Consider the following 21,372-nt stretch of genomic DNA (forward strand, 5'->3'; position numbering starts at 1 on the left):
AAAGGGCACGCTTGTTTCATACTTCAAAATAAAGCTGCTGTTCCTCTTCGAAAAAGATCGGCAACAGCTTATTCAATGTTCCCGCCAGCAGTTGTAATTTCAAATCTGCCTTATTGATCCAAAACAGATCATCAGGAACAGCTTGTTTCTTCACTTGAGCGGTATAAAGAAACGCCAATTCACGAGTTTCTTTAGCTAAGTTATTCCATTCAGTTGTTCCTCGCAAGATTGGTTGAACAATCAATCCTGTTTCTTCTTTGATTTCCCGCACGGCAGCATGATAGCTGTTTCCTCTTTTTCTACATGACCTCCAGGAAAAGTCCATCCAGGCCAATCCGTTTTCTTTCGATCCTGGACTAGAACTTCACCCATTTCATTTTCGATCATTACCATCATGGTCAATTCAATTGCTAGTAAACGTGTCATTTGATCACCTCATAGTGATTATACAACATACTTCGCAGATTTTTTTTACAATGGTATACTGATTTATAGGTAAAAAGGGATGTCAATCATATTTTTTGATGTAGAGCATTCTTAATGGGAAATAGATTTATTTTTAGGAGGAGTAAAAGTGGATAAAAAGGAAGAGCAATTATTGATTGATCTCACTTCAGCGCGTGGCATTGCGGGGAATGAAGATGAGGTCAGAGAGGTCTTTAAAAGTTACGCACAGGATTTTGCTGACGATATTTTTTTTGATGGTTTAGGTAGCGTCATTGCTAAGCATGGTGGCGGCGGTGGACCAAAAGTCTTCATCTCAGGCCATTTAGATGAGGTCGGTTTTATGGTGACAAAAATCTCAGAAAAAGGATTCCTTGAGTTTCAAACGATTGGCGGCTGGTGGAATCAAGTAATGTTGGCTCAACAAGTGGAGATTAAAACTCGCAAAGGCAACATTATTCATGGTGTGATTGGGTCAAAACCGCCACATGTGTTAACGCCAGAGGCACGAAAAAAACCATTTGAAATCAAAGACATGTTTATCGATATCGGGGCTTCTAGCGCGGATGAAGCGAAGGAGTGGGGCATCCGACCTGGCGATATGGTGACACCGTATATTCACTATCAACGAATGAATGACTCAAAATTCCTATTAGCAAAAGCTTGGGATAACCGTATCGGTACAGCAGTGGCACTGCGCGTTTTAGAGAATCTATCTAAGCGTGAGCATCATAATGTATTGTTTGCTGGTAGCGATGTTCAAGAAGAAGTCGGCTTGCGAGGCGCTCGCACAAGCTCGCATATTGTGAATCCTGACATTGCTTTTGCATTAGACACGGGTACAGCTGGCGATACACCTGGGATGACCCCGAAAGAGGCAGACTCTGTTTTGGGTAAGGGACCGCAAATTTTGATCTATGATGCGTCGATGGTTCCTCATAAGAAATTATTGGATTTTGTTATTGATGTAGCAGAAGAAATGGAGATTCCATTTCAATATACGGTAATTGCCGGAGGAGGAACAGATGCTGGACAAATGCACCTGACCCGTGATGGTGTTCCATCATTAGCGATTACCGTACCTGTTCGTTACTTGCACTCACATACTTCGATTATCCATGAAGAGGATTATTTCAATACAGTGAAATTAGTTACGGAAGTTGTGGCACGTTTAGATTACGATACGGTCGGCGAAATCAAAAATTACTAAGAGCGTTCAGCTAGCTAGAGTCGTTGTTGGATTTATGCCCGATTGTTTATGCCTTTTAACGAAGGAGAAATGTGATTTGAATATGAGGATAGAGACAAAACGTACAGAACTAGAGCACTTGAAAAAAGAATTAAAAACATTTGAACGCCTTAATTTTCTAAATGTTTCGACTGATCCAGAATCCAAACGTGTTGAGCGTAAAATACAAAAACTAAGTAACGAAATAGCTAAATTAAAAAAATCGTAAAGGAATTTTTCCTGCGAATAAGGAGTGTTTCTATGAGTCTTAGTGAATATCGTCAAAAAGCCAAAGATCAATTGAATGGACAATGGGGAATCAATGTTGGATTGATTGTGATTGTTGGATTATTAACAGGAGCAATCAGTAATGTTTCAACGATGACCAATAATCCAAATCTTCAGTTAGGAATCTCATTTCTATTGAGTATCCTCGTCCTATTTGCATTTAGCTATGCCCTTTATTACATCAGTTTATATGTAGTACGAGGAGGTAGAGCAGAATTAGGTCAAATTTTTGTCGTCTTTCAGCAGGGGTACTATGTGCCATTGTTGCTGATTAATATCATTGCGCAAGTTGTGCAATATGTATTGGCAGCGATCTTTTTCATCCCATTATTATTGCAAGCCGGAAGCAGTGTTTATATCTCACTGATCTCATCAGGCGGAGTAACGACTGCGGAAAATGCTTCAACATTGTTGAATATCGGTGTACTTGGTCTTTATGCTATCTTAACTTTAGCATTCTTACTTGTTACAACGATCATCAGCATTATTTTCAAATTTGCGGTTTGGGTAAAATTTGATTACCCAGATTTAAGTGTCGGCGACTGTATCAAGCGTGCTTGGTCATTGCTACAGGATCGTTGGGGTAAATATATCTTATTGCAATTGTCATTTATCGGCTGGTATATCTTAGGGTTTGTCGCGTTGTTAGTTGGTCTGCTTTTCGTAGCAGTTTATGTGAATACAGCGAGTGCGGCTTTTTATGACCAAGCCTTGAAGGAAAAAATTGATCAGGGGGAATTGGCATGAAATTGACCGTATTAGGTTGTTTAGGTGCGTATCCATATGATGGCCAAGGAACCACCAGTTATTTGCTGCAAGCTGACGGCTTTAATCTATTATTAGATGCGGGTAGCTCAACATTAGTGGAATTAGAAAAAGAACTCGATCCGTTAGATTTGGATGCGGTAATTTTGACTCATTATCACCATGATCATATTGCAGATTTAGGTGTGTTGCAATATTACTGGCAGCTTTATCCGACCCAAACGCCTAAGCCTATCCTGCCGATTTATGGACATACAGAGGACCAGTTTCATTTCGATGATTTGACGATGGACGGTGTTACTGAAGGCCATGCTTACTTCGAAGCAGAAGAATTGAAACTTGGACCGTTTCTTGTTACGTTTATGAAGACGATTCATCCAGTACCTTGCTACGCAATGCGTTTTGTTGAAGAAAAGACTGGTGCTGTTTTTGTCTTCACCGGTGATTCCGGATACCTAGAGTCCTTTAACGAATTTGCAAAAGATGCGGATTTGTTCTTAGCAGATACGTATTTATTTAACGGCAATGAGCATCATAAAGCGCATTTCACTGCAGGGGAGTCCGGTACTTTTGCCAAAAATGCAGCAGTCAAAAAATTAGTGTTAACCCATTTACCCCAACATGGAAGTCTGGAAGAACTACGTCAACAAGCAGCTAATGCCAGCGAGGGTATTCCTGTTGAATTAGCGCAACCTCACAAAGTTTTTGAAATCTAAAATGATTTACAGAACAAAATAATTTATTCCTTAAATAGGAGTTAGGAGTTGGAACCATGCTATATGTACCAAATGACAAAGAACGTGATCCACGAGTAAATCTTGCCATCGAGACCTATCTATTGCAGAACATGCCTTTAGATGAACCAATCCTGCTTTTTTACATCAATGAGCCATCAATCATCATTGGCCGCAACCAAAATACGATTGAAGAGATCAATAAAGAATACGTGGATGAAAAAGGAATTCATGTTGTTCGACGCTTAAGTGGTGGAGGCGCCGTTTATCACGATCTTGGGAATTTGAATTTTAGCTTCATTATGCCAGATGATGGCAACTCCTTTAGAGATTTCAAAAAATTAACAGAGCCAATTGTTGAAGCACTCCATAAGTTAGGTATTGAAGGCGCACAGCTAAAAGGGCGGAACGACTTGGTAATTGACGACAAGAAATTTTCTGGTAACGCGATGTATTCGACTAATGGCCGGATGTTCGCTCATGGAACATTAATGTTTGATAGTGACATTGATGAAGTCGTGAATGCGTTGAAAGTGAAAAAAGACAAGATCGAATCAAAAGGGATCAAATCCATTCGTTCGCGTGTGACGAATATCAAAGATTATTTGCCGACTGACAAGCAAGACATGACAACTGAAGAATTCCGTCAAGCGATTCTACTGCAAATTTTTGGCGTGGATAGTGTAGATCAAGTTAAGACTCATGAGTTGAACGAGGCAGACTGGAAAGCCATCAATCAACTCTCGGATGAATACTACAAAAATTGGGATTGGAATTATGGCCGTTCACCAGAATTCAACTTGGAACGTCAAAAACGTTTCCCGATCGGTTCAATCGAAGTTCGCTTAGATGTAGCTAATGGAGAAATCGAAAAAGCTAAAGTATTCGGTGATTTCTTTGGATTAGGTGAAATCAAGGATGTTGAAAATCAATTGATCGGCACACGCTATGAGAAAAAAGCTTTAGAAGAAAGCATCGATCAAATCGATCTGACTCATTACTTCGGGAATATCACCAAAGAAGATTTCTTATCACTAATCTATTAAAAGTCAACGACCTTTCGAAAATCGAAAGGTCGTTTTTGTCGAGCAAACTGTAATATGAGATCGGCGGCTGGAAAATATCGTTTCTTTTGTTAAGATAAGGATAAAGAAATCGTCCGACAAAGGAGCCTGACATGAAAAAGCGTGAATTCATCGTTCAAGACTTATTAAGTAAAATTTATCAGGAAGAATTTAAAAACGGCAAATTGCCAAATCAACGAAAATTAGCGGAAATCTACGGGGTCTCGCGTTTTACGATCCAGCAGGCGGTTAAGAACCTGGAAGAGATCGGGATTGTCCGAGTTGTCCAAGGTTCAGGGATTTTTGTCCACGAAAAATGGGTGAAGAATCCGTTGATTTTTAATTCGTTGACCCGCACGCCCTACGATCGAATTGATTCAAAGATGATCGCTTTGAACAAAGCCCCAGCTACTTTAGATGAACAAAAGATTTTTCAAATCAATGAGGGTGATGAGGTGTGGACCTTTGAGCGGATTCGAATCGTTAACTATAAAATCGAACAGCTGGAAATCTCAAAAATGCCAGTTTCGATGTTTCCCGATTTGTCGCAGGAGGTCGTGGAGCATTCGATCCAGAACTATGTGGAACAAAAGGGTTTTCGTATTTCTCACTACATCACCAGCTATGATCCAATCACGACTTCAAAGGAGCAGTCGAAACTACTTTTGTGCAAACGCGGTACACCCGCGATGCAAATCACAAATCGTGCTATTTTAGAAGATGGTCAGGTTTTTGAATACAGCAGCATCGTGGCGATCGATTATTCAGTGACCTATATTCGTCCCTTTGATCGTGAGATTCATCGGTCGCGGATTGACTAATAGAATTTATTTCATACAAAAAACGACCCGCAATCAGTTTGAGGCTGAGTGGCGGGTCGTTGATTTATTTTATGGTGTTACGATCGTTCCGTCAGGTGTTCGGCTTTGTGTCCATTCATGGGGACGATAGACGACAGGATATTCAGCGGCCAGTTTTTCATTGAAGGTCACACCGATCCCGCTTTCTTTGATTGGATAGAAGAAGCCCTTTTCTGGGGCAGGAACATTGCCAAAGACCTTCTTTGTGTTTTCAGAAACATCAATATTTTCTTGGATTGCGGCATTGTGCAGATGAATGTTCAAATGCGTATTGACTGCTAAACCGATCGGCGTGATATCCGATGGTGTGTGCCAAGCGATTCGAATCCCCATCGCTTCACAGAAATGGGCCAATTTCAAGGCAGGTGTGATTCCGCCGATTTGAGAGACGTGTGCCCGCATATAGTCGATTTGACGATTGCGTACGATTTCTTTCCATTCCATCGGATTATTGAACAATTCCCCCGTAGCAATCGGCGTAGTAGACTGGCTGCGTAATTGAGCCAACCATTCATTTTGATTTGGCGGCAGGATATCCTCTAAAAAGAAAAGATTGTATTGTTCCGCTGCTTTTGCGAAGTTGATTGCCTGATTCGGATGCAGGCGTTCATGGACATCATGCAGCATTTGGAAACGACTGCCGTATTTTTCTTGGATGTCGGCGAACATTTTCAAGGTTGTCTGCATATAATCTTCTTGATCGAAGTACGAACCGTGGATTGGATTCTTAGGTGTTGCCAAATTACTTGGATTTCCGCCGTAAAAGCCTAATTGACAGCGTATATAACGATAGCCTTCTGCTAAAAATTTATCGATTTCGCCGTACAGATCGTCCAAGTTATCTGCAACAGCATGAGTATAAGCTGGGATCGCTGTGCGGGACTGGCCACCTAATAATTGATACAAAGGCATATCGGCAAGTTTTCCTTTGATGTCCCAAAGCGCCATATCAACACCAGAGATCGCATTGTTAGTGATCGGGCCGTTGCGCCAATAAGAATTGACATTCATCACTTGCCAGAGATCTTCGATTTGATTCGCATCTCTGCCGATCAGTAATGGTTTCAAGTATTCCTCAACGACTGTTTGAACCGCCAAAGGCCGAAATTGAAAGGTTCCGCAGCCGACGCCGGAGATGCCTTTATCCGTTTCGACCTTTACAACTAATAAATTATGGCGATCGGGTTTGATCGCAAAGCTTTTTATATCAGTAATGATAGTTGGTGTCATTTTTTTCACTCCAATGTCTGTCAATATGAATCATTTGCAAACCCATTGAAACACGTAGATGATCGAGCTGTCAATTTGGTCTGAAAAAAAGGAGCTTAACCACATAAAAACAGTCCAATTTTTAAATTAATATTTAAAAAATGTTGATATATAGCTGTTTATTTTTGTTTTCAGATAAAAAGGACTGGTTTTACAAGCGTGGTGGACCATGCTACTATGTGTGTGAAAACGGAAACACGTTTCAGTGAGTTTCGAAGAATAAGGAGGAAAAAAAGTGAAGCATGAAGATGTAGCAAAACAAATCATTAGAAATGTTGGCGGTGCAGACAATATTAATAACGCTTGGCATTGTATGACCAGGCTGCGTTTCAATTTAAAGGATGAGAAGCAGGTTGATTATGAAGCGTTAGAGAAAATACCTAAAGTCGTCGGCACAAAATATCAAAGCGATCAGCTGCAAGTAGTGATCGGAACAGATGTGGCGGATTACTTTGCACCGGTTGCCAAAGAGTTAGGACTTGATGAGAACAGTCAGCAGGACACTGTTGAGAAAAAAGGTGCCGTATCATTATTTATGGATACCGTTTCAGGTGTATTCGGTCCGATCGTACCTGCGATCGCAGGCGCCGGCATGATTAAAGGATTGATGGCGGGACTGGTGGCATTGAATGTGATCTCAAACCAAACAGATACGTATTTGATCATCGATATGATCGCTAGCGGCGTCTTTACTTTCTTGCCATTCTTTGTAGCTGCTTCGGCTGCTAGAATCTTTAAGACGAATCAATATTTAGCAGTCGCGATTGCTGCGATGTTGCAGTTTCCAACGATGACTAACGCAGTTGCTGAAGGTTCCATCTCAGCATTCAAACTATTCGGTGTGATTCCCGTACCAGTCTTTAATTATGCGGGTACAGTTATCCCGATCATCTTTGCGGTATTAGCACTAAGCTATATTTATCGTTGGGTCGATAAGGTGCTGCCACAGGTTTTACGAACGGTCTTTACACCGACAATTTCATTATTTGCTGCAGGGTTAGTTACTTTGACCGTAATTGGACCAATCAGTATTCATCTAGGAAACTTATTGGCTACTGGTGTTGCTTGGCTGTTCTCGATCTCGCCAGTATTGGCCGGTATCGTGGTAGGAGCGATTCGTCCAATTGCAATCTTTACAGGTTTGCACCATGCGATGACACCGATCGCGTTGCAAAACTTTGCGAATCAAGGCTATGACATGCTGATGCCGATGATGTTCATGGCAAACATGGCGATCACAGGTGCTACAGCTGCGATCTATACGAAAGTAAAATCAAAAGAAGAAAAATCACTTGTGCTATCTTCTGCTGTTTCCGGTCTATTAGGAATTACTGAACCAGCACTATTCGGGATTTTATCAAAATACAAGAAAGCATTTATCGCAGCGACCGTCGGCAGTTCAGTAGCTTCAGCCTTTATTAGCTTCTTCGGTGTTCGAATCTACGGCTATATCTTATCAAGTATTTTCAGCTTGCCGGCTTATATTGGACAGTACTTTATCTTTGCTGTTCTCGGTATTTTGATCGCATTGATCTCTTCGTTTGTCATCACTTACATGCTAGTTCCTGAAGAGCAAATAGAAGAAGACGATTTTACTAACGAAGTGGATTTACATGCTGTTGCTAAAGGCAGTTATGTTCCATTAGAAGATGTACCCGATGAAGTCTTTTCAACTAAAATGATGGGCGACGGCTTTGCAATCAACTCGGTCGACGGAGCGGTATTCGCACCAGTTACTGGCACAGTGACCACTGTCTTCCCTTCAAAACATGCGATCGGGATTAAGACAGCAAATGGAGTAGAAGTTCTTGTCCACATGGGAATTGATACGGTAACACTGGATGGAAAAGGCTTTGATGTGCTAGTGAAGGTCGGCGATAAAGTAACCGCCGATACGAAAATCGCTCAAATGGATCTAGAGTACATTCGCAGTCAAGGGAAAGAAACAATGATCATTGTAGTCATCACTAACATGGATCGCATCTTGAAATTCTCCGGCGAAAGAAATCTAGAAGGTCAACATCAAGCGGGTGCTTTATTAGAAATCGCACTGCTAAATGGATAGGGGATAATAAGGAAATGAAACGAATGGAAATCTTGTCACGATTAGAAAAAGCCGGAGTGATTTCAGTAGTTCGGGGCAAAGACCAGACTGAAGCAGTCAAAGCCAGCCATGCGATCATCGCAGGCGGTGTAAAGGGGATCGAAGTGACCTTTACGGTGCCAAATGCTCAAGCGGCGATCCAAGAACTGGTTAAAACTTATCAAGGACAGGATGTGGTCATTGGTGCCGGTACGGTGCTGGATGCAGTGACGGCACGTCTTGCTATCATGGCGGGTGCAGAATTTGTGGTTAGCCCAAGTTTTGATTCGGAAACGGCAGAACTGTGCAATTTGTATCAGATTCCTTACCTGCCGGGCTGTATGACGATTACTGAGATGCATCAGGCTCTGAAAAGCGGCGCGGATATCATCAAGCTGTTTCCAGGCAGTGTCAGCGGGCCGAGCATGGTTTCAGCGGTCAAAGCTCCGTTACCTCAGATCAACCTGATGCCAACAGGCGGTGTTAATCTTGAAAATATGGAAACGTGGTTTAAAGCAGGTGTTGTAGCGGTTGGTGTTGGCGGCAATTTATTAGCACCGGCAGCAGTAGGCGACTTTGTGAAGGTAACTGAGATTGCGCAGCAGTATGCAGTGAAACTTGCGGAAATTCGAGGGCAAGCCAATGGCTAAGATCGTTAGCTTGGGAGAAATTATGCTGCGTTTGTCTGCCGAAGCAGGCACTCGCCTTCATCAATCTCAACAATTAGACGTATTTTATGGAGGCGGCGAAGCAAATGTCGCTATTTCCTTAGCAAATTTTGGCCATCAGGTGCAGTTTGTCAGCAAGGTAGCCGACAATGGTTTTGGTCAAGGGGCGGAACGGCTTTTAAGAAGTTACGGAGTAAAGACAGATTATTTGCTTAAAGGTGATGGCAGATTAGGAGCTTATTACGTGGAGCAAGGAACAGGCCAACGTGCCACTTCGGTCATTTACGATCGTCAGAATTCCGCCTTTGCGCTAATGAATGAACTGGAATGGAAGCTTGACGAATTTGTTTCTGAAGTGGATATTTTTCATATTTCTGGTATCACGCCAGCTCTGTCTGAACAGTGGCAACTATTGACCCTTGAATTAATTAGGATAGCGAAAAAGGCCGGCTGTAAAATCAGCTTCGATTGCAACTATCGCCAGAATCTCTGGAGCCAAGAAGCAGCCGGGACTTTTTTAACCAAAGTATTGCCTTGGGTTGATTATTGTTCCGCTGGAAAAATGGACGCAATCTACTTATTAGGGATCCCAGAAGCAGGATCAGATGTTGCATATTATTATCAGAAAATGCAGGAGCTGTATCCTAATATCACTGCTTTTTATTCGACAAAGCGAACCGTTCATTCGACTTGTGTCAATGAATTACAGGGGACTTTGTGGCTCGATGGCGTTTGTTATACTTCGAAAAATCATCAGATCGATCCAATCATTGATCGGATTGGCGGTGGGGATGCCTTTACTGGCGGAGTATTGCATGGTCTGCTTAACGATCGTTCACCAGATGTGATCATTGAATTTGCCACTGCGGCTTCTGTCTTGAAACATATGGTAAAAGGCGACTGCAATCAATTCAACGAATCTGAAGTTTGGAAGTTTGTCCAAAGCGACAGCGCGAAAATTGAACGTTAAAAAATCAGGAAACGGTCTTTTAAAGACTGCGTCCTGATTTTTTTATAGCCCTAATGTAATTTTAAAGTACTGTTTTTTCTCTTTGGTTTGCCATTGCCATTCGCCGTTTGATTGCTTGACGGCATTAGCTAACGTTTCATGTCGATCGAAGGGGGGCGCCATGGTAACCGATTCATCAAAAGAATGTCGAGCAAAAGCACTCGTATTGCTTTCAATGATTAATTGATCATTTTCTTGCTGGATGGAAATATCGATGCTGCCGAACTGTGACTCATTCAAAAATTTCTCGAATAATTGTATCAACAGGTACAAGTTTTCTTCATTCAGTAGTTGAGTGTCCGCTCTGACAGCCAACTGGCAAGAAAAGAACTTAGCTTTTTTGCGAAATTCTTTTTGATAGTAATCCCGCATTTGTTGAAGCAGATAGGTTAAATTGGGTGTTTTCTCGTTCCGATCAGCTTCTTTCTCAGTCAGTAGTTTAAATGTTGTCAGCAAGTTATTCTGTTTTTCCTTCATCAACAACAGCTGTTGTGTTTCTTCTTGCTGTTTGATTCGAAAGTGCTGGATTAAGCGAAAACCTTCTTCAAAATGATACCCGCTGATCAAGACCATCAGTCCGGCAAATAAAATCAACGGCCAATCAGTCGTTAAGTTCGCCGCTCCAGCAAAAAGCTGAATGTAGAAGAAACAATGGATAAAAGCAGCCATGATGATTCCTGGTGAGCAAATAATGTAGAAACGATTCTGATCCGCGGACTCCGCTAATGCGATCGCAGATGTGTAGAGTGTCATGAAGACATTAAAGCCACTAAAAATCTGCACGGCAATTGGCAATGACAATTTTCCAGCAAGGATACAGAGAAATCCAAAAGCTAATAGAAAAATCTGTGAGCCCACACCATAGAGGTAATAGTGCTGATATTTTTTTGTTCTTAACAAATAATAATTGGTTAAAAATACTGGAATCAGAATCGCCGTTAGATTATAAAGAATCGATAATGTGCTAGGACTGAGTAGACTGCTGGCAGGGATATTCAAAACGATCGATTGCATACCCACTAAAAAAATAAACCCTATCAATATCAATGATAAAACCAAATCTTTTCGTGAGACTCTAGGCTTTAGGAAGAGCAGTCCCAGCATTAAGATGATCAATGCAGAACAAATGACCAATAACAAAAGTTGCGGTAAAGAATGCAGGATAAAAAAGCGGTTCACCTCGGCTGCCTCACCAATGAAGACACGGGCAGGAATTCCGGCGTAATATTCATAAGGCGTCTTCGTAATAATTCGCAATTTTTGCTGCTGATAGTTTTTAGGCAGATGAACAGTTGTTTGTAAGAGGCCAGGTTCCTTTTGCTTATCAGTAGCACTATATTTATAAATCAGATTTTCCCCGACATAGATAAAGAGCCATTGATGGTTTGTTCGCACAACAAGCTGTGGATCCCTAAGGTTCATTTCTAGTTGTTGCTGCATGATCAAGGCATTATTCGGGTGAACATTCGTTAAACGTTGTTCGGTTTTTCCGAAGATATAGTGATCAGAATGGTCTTTAACAATGAATGTCCAATGATCCTGCAATTCTTTCACATTTGTTTTTTTAATTTCATTTGTGATCTTAATACTGGTAAAGGAAACCAATGTTAAAATAACGGATATTATTAAAGCGAGATTGTGTTTCGTCAGAAACTTAGCAAACTGCTCTTTGTATGTTTTCGTTACGATAAAGTAACACCCTTTCGTTTAAAAAAAAGAAAATAATCAGTATAGTGCTCTATGATAATAGTAACATAATGGGGATTCTAGTCAAAATGAATTCTTTTTTTTATTCAATTATCAATTAAAAAATAGATTTTTTTGCGTAATATGATATGATGAATTTAAGAAGAAAAATTATTTAAAGGAGGTGGATTGGGACGCTGAGAAATAAAAAAATAACTATTTTATATGCTTTTTTAATCTTTGCTTTGTTCTTGCTCGCTATATTTACTATCGTTATTCCAAAATTACTGGATGTTACACCCTATGTGATTTCAGACAGTAAAATGGCGCCAGAATACAACAAAGGCGGTTTAGTATTTGTAAAAGATGTGAGGGAACCAATTCATGTTGGAGACACGATTACCTACTATGAGAATCAAGGAAAAGCGATCAAGACACGGCGAGTATTAGCGGTAGATCATAATATCGATGGTTACTTTGTCAAAGGAGACAATTCTGATAAAGCAGAGATGGGGCTTGTTCATGAGCGGAATTTGATTGGCAGACCGCATTTTTATTTACCTTATATTGGTTTTTTGGCAGATACTAAAGTAATGAGCATTTTGAAAATCAGCTTATTTATTGGCGCCATTCTAATGACCCTCTCGACCTTACTTTTTCAAACTGAAGGAAAACATAAATTACGGCAGCAAGTCGATTAAAAAAGGCCTTCGCGATGAAGGCCTTTTTTCATTGATTTTAATAAGACAGCTCTAAAGCATCTTTGATTTCATCTTGTGTTTCTTTCATGTCTTCTTTTACTTCTTTTCTGCTTTCTTTCAAGGCACGTTTTGTTTCCTTACTTCCTTCTTTCAAAGCATCCTTTGTTTCTTTCGAATTTTCTTTGATTTCATCCTTACTGCTGTGTAGTTCATCTTTGATTTCTTTTTTCACTTCTCTTAATTCGGTCCGAAATTCTGTTTTCCAGACTGGTCGGAAAATATAGCGATTCACCGTCAACAACCCTATACAAGCAATTCCTAAAATCAATACTGTAATGTCTAATCCATTTCTTTTCATTCTAATACCTCCTGATTTTTTATACCAACTGTGTCGATTCATTTATTCTAGAGAAACTTGATATTTTATTTCTGCTTTATTACTACACTCTCATAATAAGAGAAATACGGAAGGGTTTCGTCCAACCAAAGTCCTATTTTCTTCTCGGATAAAAGACTGGAAAAAAATAGAAATGACAAAGACATGAAAAAAAGAGCCTTTGATAGGCTCTTCAAACAATAGAATCATTATGCGACAGTATATCCAGCTTCACAGAGAGCCGTAACAGCGGCATCATACTTGTCGGCTTTGACCAAAATATAATCAGTATTGTAAGTGGAGACAGCAAAAATGCTGATACTAGCATCTGCTAATAATGAAGCAATTTTAGCTAAAATTCCGACAAGACTGAAATCTAAGACACCGTCAATCTTGAAGCCTTTCCAACCGTCCTCGCGTTCGATCGTATTCGCAGGAACACTTTCAGTAGAGGAAACGACTGAAATTTCTTCATCAGTTACTCCGATAAACAGCGGCTGTTGGGTAAGGTCAATCGTCTTTAAGTCGGCGATCTTATACACGGATAATTCTTGAGGCAAAGATGTTAATTTCATTATTGGTGATACTCCTTTCTGCATTTCTTGATCATTCAAATTTATCAAAGGAAACGAGGGAATGCAATCCAATTTTTTGTCGAACAGTTCGCTTCATAGTATATTCTAAGAAACAACTAAAGGAGCATGGTGTCATGAAAGCATTGTATTTTGAGGAATTTGGCGGCAGCGATGTTTTGCAGTATGGGGAGCTTCCCAAACCTGTGATCAGTGAAAAAGAAGTATTAGTAAAAGTCGACTATATCGGTTTGAATTTTGCTGATATTTATCGACGCCGAGGGGAATATCACATAGAAAATCATGTTCCTTTTATCAATGGCTATGAAGGGGCAGGCAGCATAGTCGCAATTGGAGAAAAGGTGACGAAACAAAAAGTCGGGGAATCAGTTTTGTTTGTAGATGTGCCTTTAGCGAATGCGGAATATGTAGCAGTACCAAGTGATCAAGCGATTTCCCTGCCTGCTGGGATCGACAGTAAATTAGCTGCAAGTATCGGGCTTCAAGGGATGACTGCTGATTTTCTTGCCCATGATCTTGGAAAAAACAGTCCTGGTGAGAAAGTATTCATTACTGGAATCAGTGGTGGTGTTGGCCAAATACTTTCCCAGATACTAGCAGCTGATGGCATTGAAGTTTATGGAGCGGCTTCATCAGTGGAGAAACAAGCCTTGGCATTGTCTCACGGAGCCAAACAAGTCTATCCGAGTCGCGAAACTTTTTGGGCTAAAACGATCGAAGGTCAATTTGCAACAGCATATGATGGCGTAGGCTCTACGATCCAGCAAAGTTTAGATTTGATTAAGCATCGAGGGAAAGTTGTCTTTTTTGGTATGGCCGGCGGCAATCCAATAAAAATCGATCCTGTAGCGTTAATGTCAGAATCAAAAAGCATCTTAACTGGTGATTTATGGGATTATCTAACAAGTTACGAAGAACGGAAAGTACGCAGTGAACGGCTCTTCAGCTACTTTGCCAAAGGAAAGATTGAGATCAGTGAGCCGACAGTATTTTCACTGCATGATGGCAAGAAAGCTCACGAATTTTTAGAGACAGGCAAAAGTATTGGAAAAATTTTGTTGAAGCCGTGAAAAATAAAATTCTTGTTTCTCCCTGCTTACTCATGAAGAGAGGATAGGCAGGGCTTTTTTATAACCTGACATTAGTCTGCAGGTTTTCAATGATATACTGATGTTGGAGGTGAGCGACATGGCAGATTATCGTTTATTTCAAATGGTTTACTTTTTGATGGATAAAGGAAACACGACAGCACCGGAGTTGGCAGAAAAATTTGAAGTATCGATCCGAACGATTTATCGAGACATTGATATCTTAAGTTCTGCAGGAATCCCTGTTTACACAACTCAGGGAAAAGGCGGTGGGATTTTCCTGCCTGAAAATTTTGTGTTAAATCGTTCTTTAATTTCGGAGAAAGAGCAAAATCAACTATTGACAGCGTTACAAGGTTTGAGTGGAGTAGACGAGCAGGGCAATCAAGCGTTGCTAAAGAAATTGGGCAGTATTTTTCAAAAGCAAACTACCAATTGGATCGAGATCGACTTTTCGGATTGGAATCCAACAAATGAAGAACTGTTTCAAATACTGAAAACGGCTATTTTTCAAAAGAGACAGATCAACATTCACTACGTTAGCCAAGGGAAAGTGGGCTCTGATCGTCAAGTAGAACCAGTGAAACTGATTTTTAAAGCAAGAGAGTGGTATCTCTATGCCTATTGCTGCGAAAAACAGGACTATCGACTCTTTAAACTTAAGCGGATTAGAGAGATTGAATTAATGACTGAAACTTTTGAGCGTAACGCACCAGAGAAAGTGCTTCAGCCTGAAAAAATTTATACAGCAGATAAGATTTTAGTACAATTAGCTTTTGCACCAGAATTAGCCTATCGTGTTTACGAAAATTTTGAACACGTCGAGGAAGCCAAAGATGGTCGATTATTAATTACGGAAGAATATCCTGTGAATGATAGCTTCTACAGTTTTCTATTATCTTTTGGCGGACAGGTGGAAGTTTTATCCCCCTCCAATATTCGAGAGGAATTAATCGGAAAAATAGATCAATTAAAAAGAATTTATCAAACCTGACACCAGGTTGCAGGTTTCGCTCGTTATAATGAGTTCAAAGATGAAAGCGAGGGAAACGAGATGAAATATGATTGGAAAAAACAAGAAAAGCATTTATACGCTCCAAAAAAGAAGGCGGAAATAGTAACAGTTCCACCACAAAAATTTCTTACGATTAAAGGGGAAGGGAATCCGAATAATCGAGATTTTTCTGAACGAGTAGGTGTCCTTTATCCAGTAGCCTGGAGTATCAAAATGGGGTTCAAAAAATTCTATAAGTCGCATCAAGAACTGCAAAGTGAGTTTGACTATTCTGAATTTGCGATCTTTCCATTGGAAGGAATTTGGTCTACGAAGAATACAAGCGATATTACCGATAAAGAAAGTTTTGAGTATAAAATCATGTTGCGTCAACCTGATTGGATCACCCAAGAAATGTTTGCAGCTGCAGTAGCTGCTGTTGGTAGAAAAGAACAGAATCAGCTCCTGAAGGAACTTTCTTTTGAAACGATCGAAGATGGAAAGTGTATACAAATCCTACATCATGGTTCGTTTGATGACGAGCCAGCATCATTTCAGAAAATGGAGCAATTTGGGGAAGAGAACGGATTAAAACGCAGAAGTTATCTTCATCGAGAAATTTATCTGAATGATGCAAGAAAAACAGTACCGGAAAAACGTCGGACAATTTTACGCTATCAAGTAGATTAGTTCTTCTAAGCACAATCTTCGTTTTCCTCTAGGCTTTCTAGTATAGTTATCCTGAGGGAGGTGAAGAGATGGAGAATCTTATCTTGATTGGGCATATTGTTTTTGGTATCGCTTCTTTTGTAGGCTCTTTATTATTGACGATCGGTTTTAGAAATTCTTTCGCCAGATTGACAGGAATCCAAAAATCAGGCATCGTTTTAACGGTTGCCAGCCTATTTGGTACGATTGCTTTTGCAATGTTGACAAAAGGTAATGTAGCTGGTGCAGTTTTATTCATTGTATTAGGTTTAGTCATGTGTGCTTTACTTGTAGCACCAAAAGCAGTAAAAGAATAAAAAGTATGCGCTCAGGGAACTCTTCTGAGCGTTTTTTTTATACAAAAAAGTTTTAGCAGAACCATTAAATAGTTTCCGCAAATAATATATCATTGTGCAATTACAAAACTATTTACCAGGACAGGCAGTTAATAATGATAATAGAAAAACTTAATAGGCAAGACAGAAACCCCTCTGAAATCGAAAGTTGTTTCAATTTCAGAGGAGTCTTATTCTAATCTATTTTGCCTACTTGACCATGTAGTCGAAGAAGGTTCAAACTCATTTGGTCTTGAGAGAGGGAAAATTATTTTCTAGAGAGTAAATCCCGCAACTCTTTTGGAGGTTCCTCTTTGAAGATAGATCTCCACGAGCTAAGTAAATTTCCCTTATTAACCATAATTGGCTCTATACCGATAAAGCTAGGAACATGTTTATGAAGGAGTGATTGCGCTGCAGCCAAGGCGATTGCTCTTCCTTGTTCAAAGGGCTGTTGGGCACTCACACATTTTATCGGTCCATCTTCGGCAATAGCTAACGCGGAAGAGAAATCTAAATCGACAGTTCCAACAATGATATCTAGCCGATCTATAGTAGCTAATGCTTTAATGACTTGCTGCGCCGGTCCATCCCAAGAGATATAGAGACCTTCTATTTCGGGATGCTCAGATAGCAAGTTCAATGTTTTATCAAAAACTTCACTTTCATTTTTAAAGGCAGTTCTTGCCACTATTTCAATTGCTGGAAAATCTTCATCGATCAGTTGTTGCGCAGAGGTATCCCTTTGATTTGTAGCATAGAAATCAGAATCAAAGGTCATAAGTCCGACTTTAGTTTTATCATTCGAGAGCATCTGCTCACATAAACCTCTGGCAGCAAGTCTCCCGTTAGTGAGTTCATTTACTGATACCACTGACACATAGTCGTTAGGGGTTAGCCCCTTTGGAACATTAGTGATTAAGATTAATTGGCTAGGACTATCAACAATCTTTTTGAATGCTTCGGCCGTTTTAGCAGTATCCGTTGGGATAGCGATAAAAATATCTGGCTCCAATGACAAGAGACTGTCAATTTGTTTGTTTTGAAGGTCGGCATCAAAGTGAGCATCCGTTACACCGATAACATTAATATTAAGTTCATTAAATAGCTTATTTATTCCAGCTTCGTGAAGGTTCATCCAAGAAGCACCAGTGTAATGAAAAGAGATGACAGCAGTTCTTTTCTTTTGTTTTATCTCGGTGATTTCTTTTTCAGTAAGCATAATACTATCGATTGAGTAGGCCTTTTCACCAAAAGGTCCTTTCGCAATTCCTGATGTAGAATTTTGTAAATGGAAGGTAGTAGGAACGATTTTTTTGATCTGCAAATCTGCTGAGTACGAGTGCAAGATGTCAAAAGCCTCAGCAATGATTTTAGAAAAATCATGCTCGATACTTGTAATAGCTGGATTACAAAGAGCATACCAGGCTTCAGTCCCCAAGGAAATTATCGAAATATCTTCAGGTATGCGATACCCGGTTTTCTTAAAATATCTGATGACTTCATTGACAATTAACGGGTCAACAAAGATACCGGTTGGCGGGTAAAGATTATCTTGAGAAAAGAGCCCGTGCAGTTTTTCAAGTAATTCATTCTCAGTAAGTCGTTTAGTAGAGATGATCTCTTCATCAATCTCGAGATGGCTTTTTTGGAAAGCCTGCTTAAAGCCTATAAGTGAATCATTCTCTGTTTCATCAGAATAGTCTATGTAGGCGATTCTGGAGTGGCCACTTTTTATTAAATGATTGGTTGCATGCTCGACCCCTGCACAACTATCGCTTGAAATGTATGGCAGAGTGATTGTTTCATAATTGTTGGCACTGATAATCACAAACGGAATCTTGTAAAATTTTTTAGGAAATGTAGGTTCAACTTCTTCCGAGTAGATTAAAATTTGACCGATAATTTTTTCAGCGAAGCTATCAAGCATAACTTCAAACTCTTTAGTTATATTTTGATACTCGACAGGAATAACGAGCACATTTTTATTCGTATGCTGCTGACGAATTTCTTCTAGAATACCCATTTGAAATCTGTCAGAAAAATTTGGTACATATACCAATAGAATTTGTACTTTGCTCTCATTTTTTTTATTTTGCTTCAATACAAAATTGGGAACAGAGTCAAGAGAGGAAATAACCTCTTCTACTTTCTTTTCTAACTCAGGGCTAACATATCTAGTTTTTCTAACAACGTGAGAAACTGTAGCTACAGAAACGCCAGCCATTTCCGCTACTTCTTTAATAGTCGTCAAAAAATCACCATTTTCTATTTTTATCTAATTCACATCATACTACAAGGTACCAGTAAAGTGAACGTTTTTATAATTGATAAAGAGGGCAGCGAATCGACAACCGCAGGAATTTCTCTGCGTTAAATCCTATTCTGAAGTTTGTTGAAGGAACAAGTCCTTTTTTAATAAGGTATTCGAGAAAAATTCTCTTAGCAGAAAACAAAATTTAAAACACTAAGGCATTGATGCAGTGAAGGCGCCTAAGTAATTTTACGCTTTTACTAAAGACCATTTGGGAAGTGGATTGTTTCATTTCTTCTAGAAGAGTCAAAACAAGCATCAATAATGGTTGTTAGTCGTAATAGTTCTTCTGCTTTGATAAAAGGTTCGGCTTTTCCATCGATTGTTAAAGCAAAGTTATCATAAAACTCAACGACATTACTTTTAACATAAGGTAAGGGAAAGGTTTCAATAGAATTATCATTTCTAGGAGCCATCGTTTTTGTAAGCCCAGCACCTGTTTCGACAGGTACAGCTTCTTTTGCAAGCTCTCCAGTCAAAGTTACGTAATTTCCATTGAGCTCAAAATCTTCAATTACAGCGGTTCCAATTGATCCAACGGTATACCACTCAGGAAGTTCAATAAAATTTGTTGTTCCAACTTCTAAGTAGGCCTTCTTTGAGGAATCGAAAACAAGCTCTATTTTGAAACCATCGTCTACTTCATGGGCTAAAAAATAGTTTAACGTTGCATGAAGATGAACGATTTTTTGATTCGGGAATAAAAATAATATCCGATCAATTAAGTGGACGCCCCAATCTAGTAGCATACCACCGCCCTGCTCCTTATTTCTGCGCCAATCCTTTGGAATCCCGCGGGACCCTTGTACACGATTTTCAACATATAACAGTTCCCCTAGCTTCTTTTCTTCGAGTAATTTTTTGGTGATTAAGAAATTTTCATCCCATCGTCTATTTTGGTGTACAGTAAATTTTTTCCCATATCTTTCAGCGGCTGCTAAAATTTCTTTTAATTCTTGAGTATTCAACGTAACAGGTTTTTCTGAAATAACATGTTTTCCAGATTGCAGAGCTTGGATTGCGATCGTCTTATGGGTATCGTTGGGTGTTGCTATTAAGATGATATCAATAGTTGGGTCGTTCAACAAATCCGCCAATGACTGATACTTTCTGATTTTTGACGAAATAGTCGAATAATCCTTTTCTGAATCACTATCAAAAACACCAGTAATCGCAACATGCTTGCTCTCTTTGATACGCTTGATATGTTGTTTTCCCATTCCGCCAAAGCCTACTAAACCAACTCTTTTTTTCATGTTAAAACATCCTTTCTATTAAAACATTCCTCAATATATTTTTTAGAGTGAATAAGCATTTGTTCAGCTTCACTTTTACTCTCACTCTTGAACTCCAAAGTAAGATCTTTTGAATAGTGATTGTCTTTCAGAATTTCAAAAATCGTCCTCCAGTCAATGCTACCTAACCCTAATGGGGCAGGTCTGTACCAACCAAAATCATTGGGATGTTTCCGCTCGATTTGTTTTCCAAAAATTCCGTATCTGCTGAGATTATCGGTTTCAACGAAAATTTCTTTCACATGAAGGTTGAAAATTCTATCGTAATAGTCAGTGAGAGCTTCCGTGTAATCAATTTTTTGCCAAATAAGATGTGAAGGATCAAAATTTAGTCCGAAGTTCTCATTTGGTATCCTTGAAAACATCTCATCCCAAAGCTCAGGACTGTAAGAAATAGTTGCAGGGAAGCCATTTTCATCCCATGAAGGCATGGAGCAATTTTCAATTGCGATTTTGATCTTTAATTGTTCTGCATACTCCACGATTGGACGCACTAGAGAATTCAGCAAAGTAAAGTTTTCAGCGATTGATTTACTGGAATCCCGACCTAAAAAAGTACTGATTTGTGGAATTCCATTTTCAAAAGCAAAATCAATGAGGGTGTACAAATTGTCTACATGCATTCGTCTTAAGTCTTTTTGCTCGGTTAAAATATTCTGATAATAGGCCAAAGAAGAAAAACGAATCTCATATTCAAGGAGCTTTGAATTTAAAGAAGCAGCATCGAAAGCGATTAAACGTTGCGTCGAACTCGGTGTTAAGGAAACTTCTAATTGAGAATAACCGAGTTGTTTAGCCAAAATGACCTTATCTAACAAACGACCTTCAAAACAGTTGGTCAAAAACCCTAGTTTCATAAAAACACATCCT

Annotated in this window: 21 protein-coding genes and 1 pseudogene; 14 read left to right on the plus strand and 8 right to left on the minus strand. The window is 39.6% G+C overall.

Translation table 11 applies throughout. The features are described 5' to 3' along the window. Positions 1 to 16 precede the first annotated feature (16 nt). Positions 17 to 426, minus strand: a pseudogene (locus IGI67_RS16185) (NUDIX domain-containing protein). A 148-nt stretch (positions 427 to 574) separates the two neighbouring features. Here IGI67_RS16185 and IGI67_RS16190 point away from each other — a divergent pair. The 6 genes from IGI67_RS16190 to IGI67_RS16215 all read left to right on the plus strand — a co-directional run bounded on the left by IGI67_RS16190 (position 575) and on the right by IGI67_RS16215 (position 5,344). Continuing rightward, positions 575 to 1,654, plus strand: coding sequence for a M42 family metallopeptidase (locus tag IGI67_RS16190; protein WP_429958387.1), 1,080 nt, complete (start codon positions 575 to 577; stop codon positions 1,652 to 1,654). A gap of 76 nt (positions 1,655 to 1,730) precedes the next feature. Further along, the gene (locus tag IGI67_RS16195) at positions 1,731 to 1,901 is read left to right on the plus strand and encodes a hypothetical protein (RefSeq protein ID WP_207106805.1); all 171 of its coding nucleotides are present in this window, start codon (positions 1,731 to 1,733) and stop codon (positions 1,899 to 1,901) included. Positions 1,902 to 1,933: 32 nt separating this feature from the next. Further along, positions 1,934 to 2,707 (plus strand): DUF975 family protein, encoded by a 774-nt coding sequence (locus IGI67_RS16200; RefSeq protein ID WP_429958388.1) that lies wholly within the window; start codon positions 1,934 to 1,936, stop codon positions 2,705 to 2,707. Next, positions 2,704 to 3,441 (plus strand): MBL fold metallo-hydrolase, encoded by a 738-nt coding sequence (locus IGI67_RS16205; RefSeq protein ID WP_429958389.1) that lies wholly within the window; start codon positions 2,704 to 2,706, stop codon positions 3,439 to 3,441. Before IGI67_RS16200 ends, IGI67_RS16205 begins: the two co-directional genes overlap by 4 nt. Positions 3,442 to 3,497: 56 nt before the next feature. Further along, on the plus strand, positions 3,498 to 4,505 hold the full coding sequence (locus IGI67_RS16210) for a lipoate--protein ligase (RefSeq protein ID WP_429958390.1): 1,008 nt from the start codon (positions 3,498 to 3,500) through the stop codon (positions 4,503 to 4,505). A 131-nt stretch (positions 4,506 to 4,636) separates the two neighbouring features. Continuing rightward, entirely contained in the window at positions 4,637 to 5,344 is a 708-nt protein-coding gene (locus IGI67_RS16215) for a GntR family transcriptional regulator (protein ID WP_429958391.1), read from the plus strand. Positions 5,345 to 5,413: 69 nt separating this feature from the next. Here IGI67_RS16215 and IGI67_RS16220 read toward each other — a convergent pair whose 3' ends face one another. After that, a complete protein-coding gene (locus IGI67_RS16220) occupies positions 5,414 to 6,613 on the minus strand; it encodes an enolase C-terminal domain-like protein (protein ID WP_429958392.1) in 1,200 nt (399 codons plus the stop codon). A 274-nt stretch (positions 6,614 to 6,887) separates the two neighbouring features. Here IGI67_RS16220 and IGI67_RS16225 point away from each other — a divergent pair, with 274 nt between their 5' ends. The 3 genes from IGI67_RS16225 to IGI67_RS16235 are packed head-to-tail and all read left to right on the plus strand — an operon-like array spanning position 6,888 to position 10,373. After that, positions 6,888 to 8,717, plus strand: coding sequence for a glucose PTS transporter subunit IIA (locus IGI67_RS16225; protein ID WP_429958393.1), 1,830 nt, complete (start codon positions 6,888 to 6,890; stop codon positions 8,715 to 8,717). A gap of 14 nt (positions 8,718 to 8,731) precedes the next feature. Continuing rightward, entirely contained in the window at positions 8,732 to 9,385 is a 654-nt protein-coding gene (locus IGI67_RS16230; RefSeq protein WP_429958394.1) for a bifunctional 2-keto-4-hydroxyglutarate aldolase/2-keto-3-deoxy-6-phosphogluconate aldolase, read from the plus strand. Continuing rightward, entirely contained in the window at positions 9,378 to 10,373 is a 996-nt protein-coding gene (locus IGI67_RS16235; RefSeq protein ID WP_429958395.1) for a sugar kinase, read from the plus strand. Before IGI67_RS16230 ends, IGI67_RS16235 begins: the two co-directional genes overlap by 8 nt. Positions 10,374 to 10,415: 42 nt before the next feature. Here IGI67_RS16235 and IGI67_RS16240 read toward each other — a convergent pair whose 3' ends face one another. After that, entirely contained in the window at positions 10,416 to 11,966 is a 1,551-nt protein-coding gene (locus tag IGI67_RS16240; protein ID WP_347401775.1) for an MFS transporter, read from the minus strand. Between the two features lie 350 nt (positions 11,967 to 12,316). Here IGI67_RS16240 and IGI67_RS16245 point away from each other — a divergent pair, with 350 nt between their 5' ends. Next, the gene (locus IGI67_RS16245) at positions 12,317 to 12,799 is read left to right on the plus strand and encodes a signal peptidase I (protein WP_429958655.1); all 483 of its coding nucleotides are present in this window, start codon (positions 12,317 to 12,319) and stop codon (positions 12,797 to 12,799) included. Positions 12,800 to 12,836: 37 nt separating this feature from the next. Here IGI67_RS16245 and IGI67_RS16250 read toward each other — a convergent pair whose 3' ends face one another. Beyond that, positions 12,837 to 13,157 carry a YtxH domain-containing protein gene (locus IGI67_RS16250; protein WP_429958396.1) on the minus strand — a complete coding sequence of 107 codons (321 nt, stop codon included), beginning with the start codon at positions 13,155 to 13,157 and terminating at the stop codon, positions 12,837 to 12,839. Positions 13,158 to 13,384: 227 nt separating this feature from the next. Next, positions 13,385 to 13,750, minus strand: coding sequence for an ACT domain-containing protein (locus tag IGI67_RS16255; protein WP_429958397.1), 366 nt, complete (start codon positions 13,748 to 13,750; stop codon positions 13,385 to 13,387). Between the two features lie 134 nt (positions 13,751 to 13,884). On the opposite strand from IGI67_RS16255, the gene IGI67_RS16260 reads away from it, so the two are divergent. The 4 genes from IGI67_RS16260 to IGI67_RS16275 all read left to right on the plus strand — a co-directional run bounded on the left by IGI67_RS16260 (position 13,885) and on the right by IGI67_RS16275 (position 16,875). After that, positions 13,885 to 14,838: a zinc-binding dehydrogenase gene (locus tag IGI67_RS16260; protein WP_207106798.1), complete on the plus strand. Its 954-nt coding sequence runs from the start codon at positions 13,885 to 13,887 to the stop codon at positions 14,836 to 14,838. Positions 14,839 to 14,956: 118 nt separating this feature from the next. Then, positions 14,957 to 15,850 (plus strand): helix-turn-helix transcriptional regulator, encoded by an 894-nt coding sequence (locus IGI67_RS16265; protein WP_429958398.1) that lies wholly within the window; start codon positions 14,957 to 14,959, stop codon positions 15,848 to 15,850. Between the two features lie 60 nt (positions 15,851 to 15,910). Beyond that, positions 15,911 to 16,540 carry a GyrI-like domain-containing protein gene (locus IGI67_RS16270; protein WP_207106796.1) on the plus strand — a complete coding sequence of 210 codons (630 nt, stop codon included), beginning with the start codon at positions 15,911 to 15,913 and terminating at the stop codon, positions 16,538 to 16,540. A 68-nt stretch (positions 16,541 to 16,608) separates the two neighbouring features. Then, on the plus strand, positions 16,609 to 16,875 hold the full coding sequence (locus tag IGI67_RS16275) for a Na+-transporting malonate decarboxylase, carboxybiotin decarboxylase subunit, madB (protein WP_429958399.1): 267 nt from the start codon (positions 16,609 to 16,611) through the stop codon (positions 16,873 to 16,875). Between the two features lie 286 nt (positions 16,876 to 17,161). On the opposite strand, the gene IGI67_RS16280 is transcribed toward IGI67_RS16275, so the two are convergent. From IGI67_RS16280 to IGI67_RS16290, 3 genes are all read right to left on the minus strand, one after another. Beyond that, positions 17,162 to 19,147 carry a LacI family DNA-binding transcriptional regulator gene (locus tag IGI67_RS16280; protein ID WP_429958400.1) on the minus strand — a complete coding sequence of 662 codons (1,986 nt, stop codon included), beginning with the start codon at positions 19,145 to 19,147 and terminating at the stop codon, positions 17,162 to 17,164. A 260-nt stretch (positions 19,148 to 19,407) separates the two neighbouring features. Then, complete coding sequence (locus tag IGI67_RS16285; protein WP_207106793.1) at positions 19,408 to 20,463, minus strand: Gfo/Idh/MocA family protein; 1,056 nt, start codon at positions 20,461 to 20,463, stop codon at positions 19,408 to 19,410. Continuing rightward, the gene (locus IGI67_RS16290; RefSeq protein WP_207106792.1) at positions 20,460 to 21,359 is read right to left on the minus strand and encodes a sugar phosphate isomerase/epimerase family protein; all 900 of its coding nucleotides are present in this window, start codon (positions 21,357 to 21,359) and stop codon (positions 20,460 to 20,462) included. Before IGI67_RS16290 ends, IGI67_RS16285 begins: the two co-directional genes overlap by 4 nt. Positions 21,360 to 21,372 lie beyond the last annotated feature (13 nt).

Origin of the sequence: Enterococcus sp. AZ196, from assembly GCF_050498845.1 — a bacterium.
Classification (GTDB): domain Bacteria; phylum Bacillota; class Bacilli; order Lactobacillales; family Enterococcaceae; genus Enterococcus_A; species Enterococcus_A murrayae.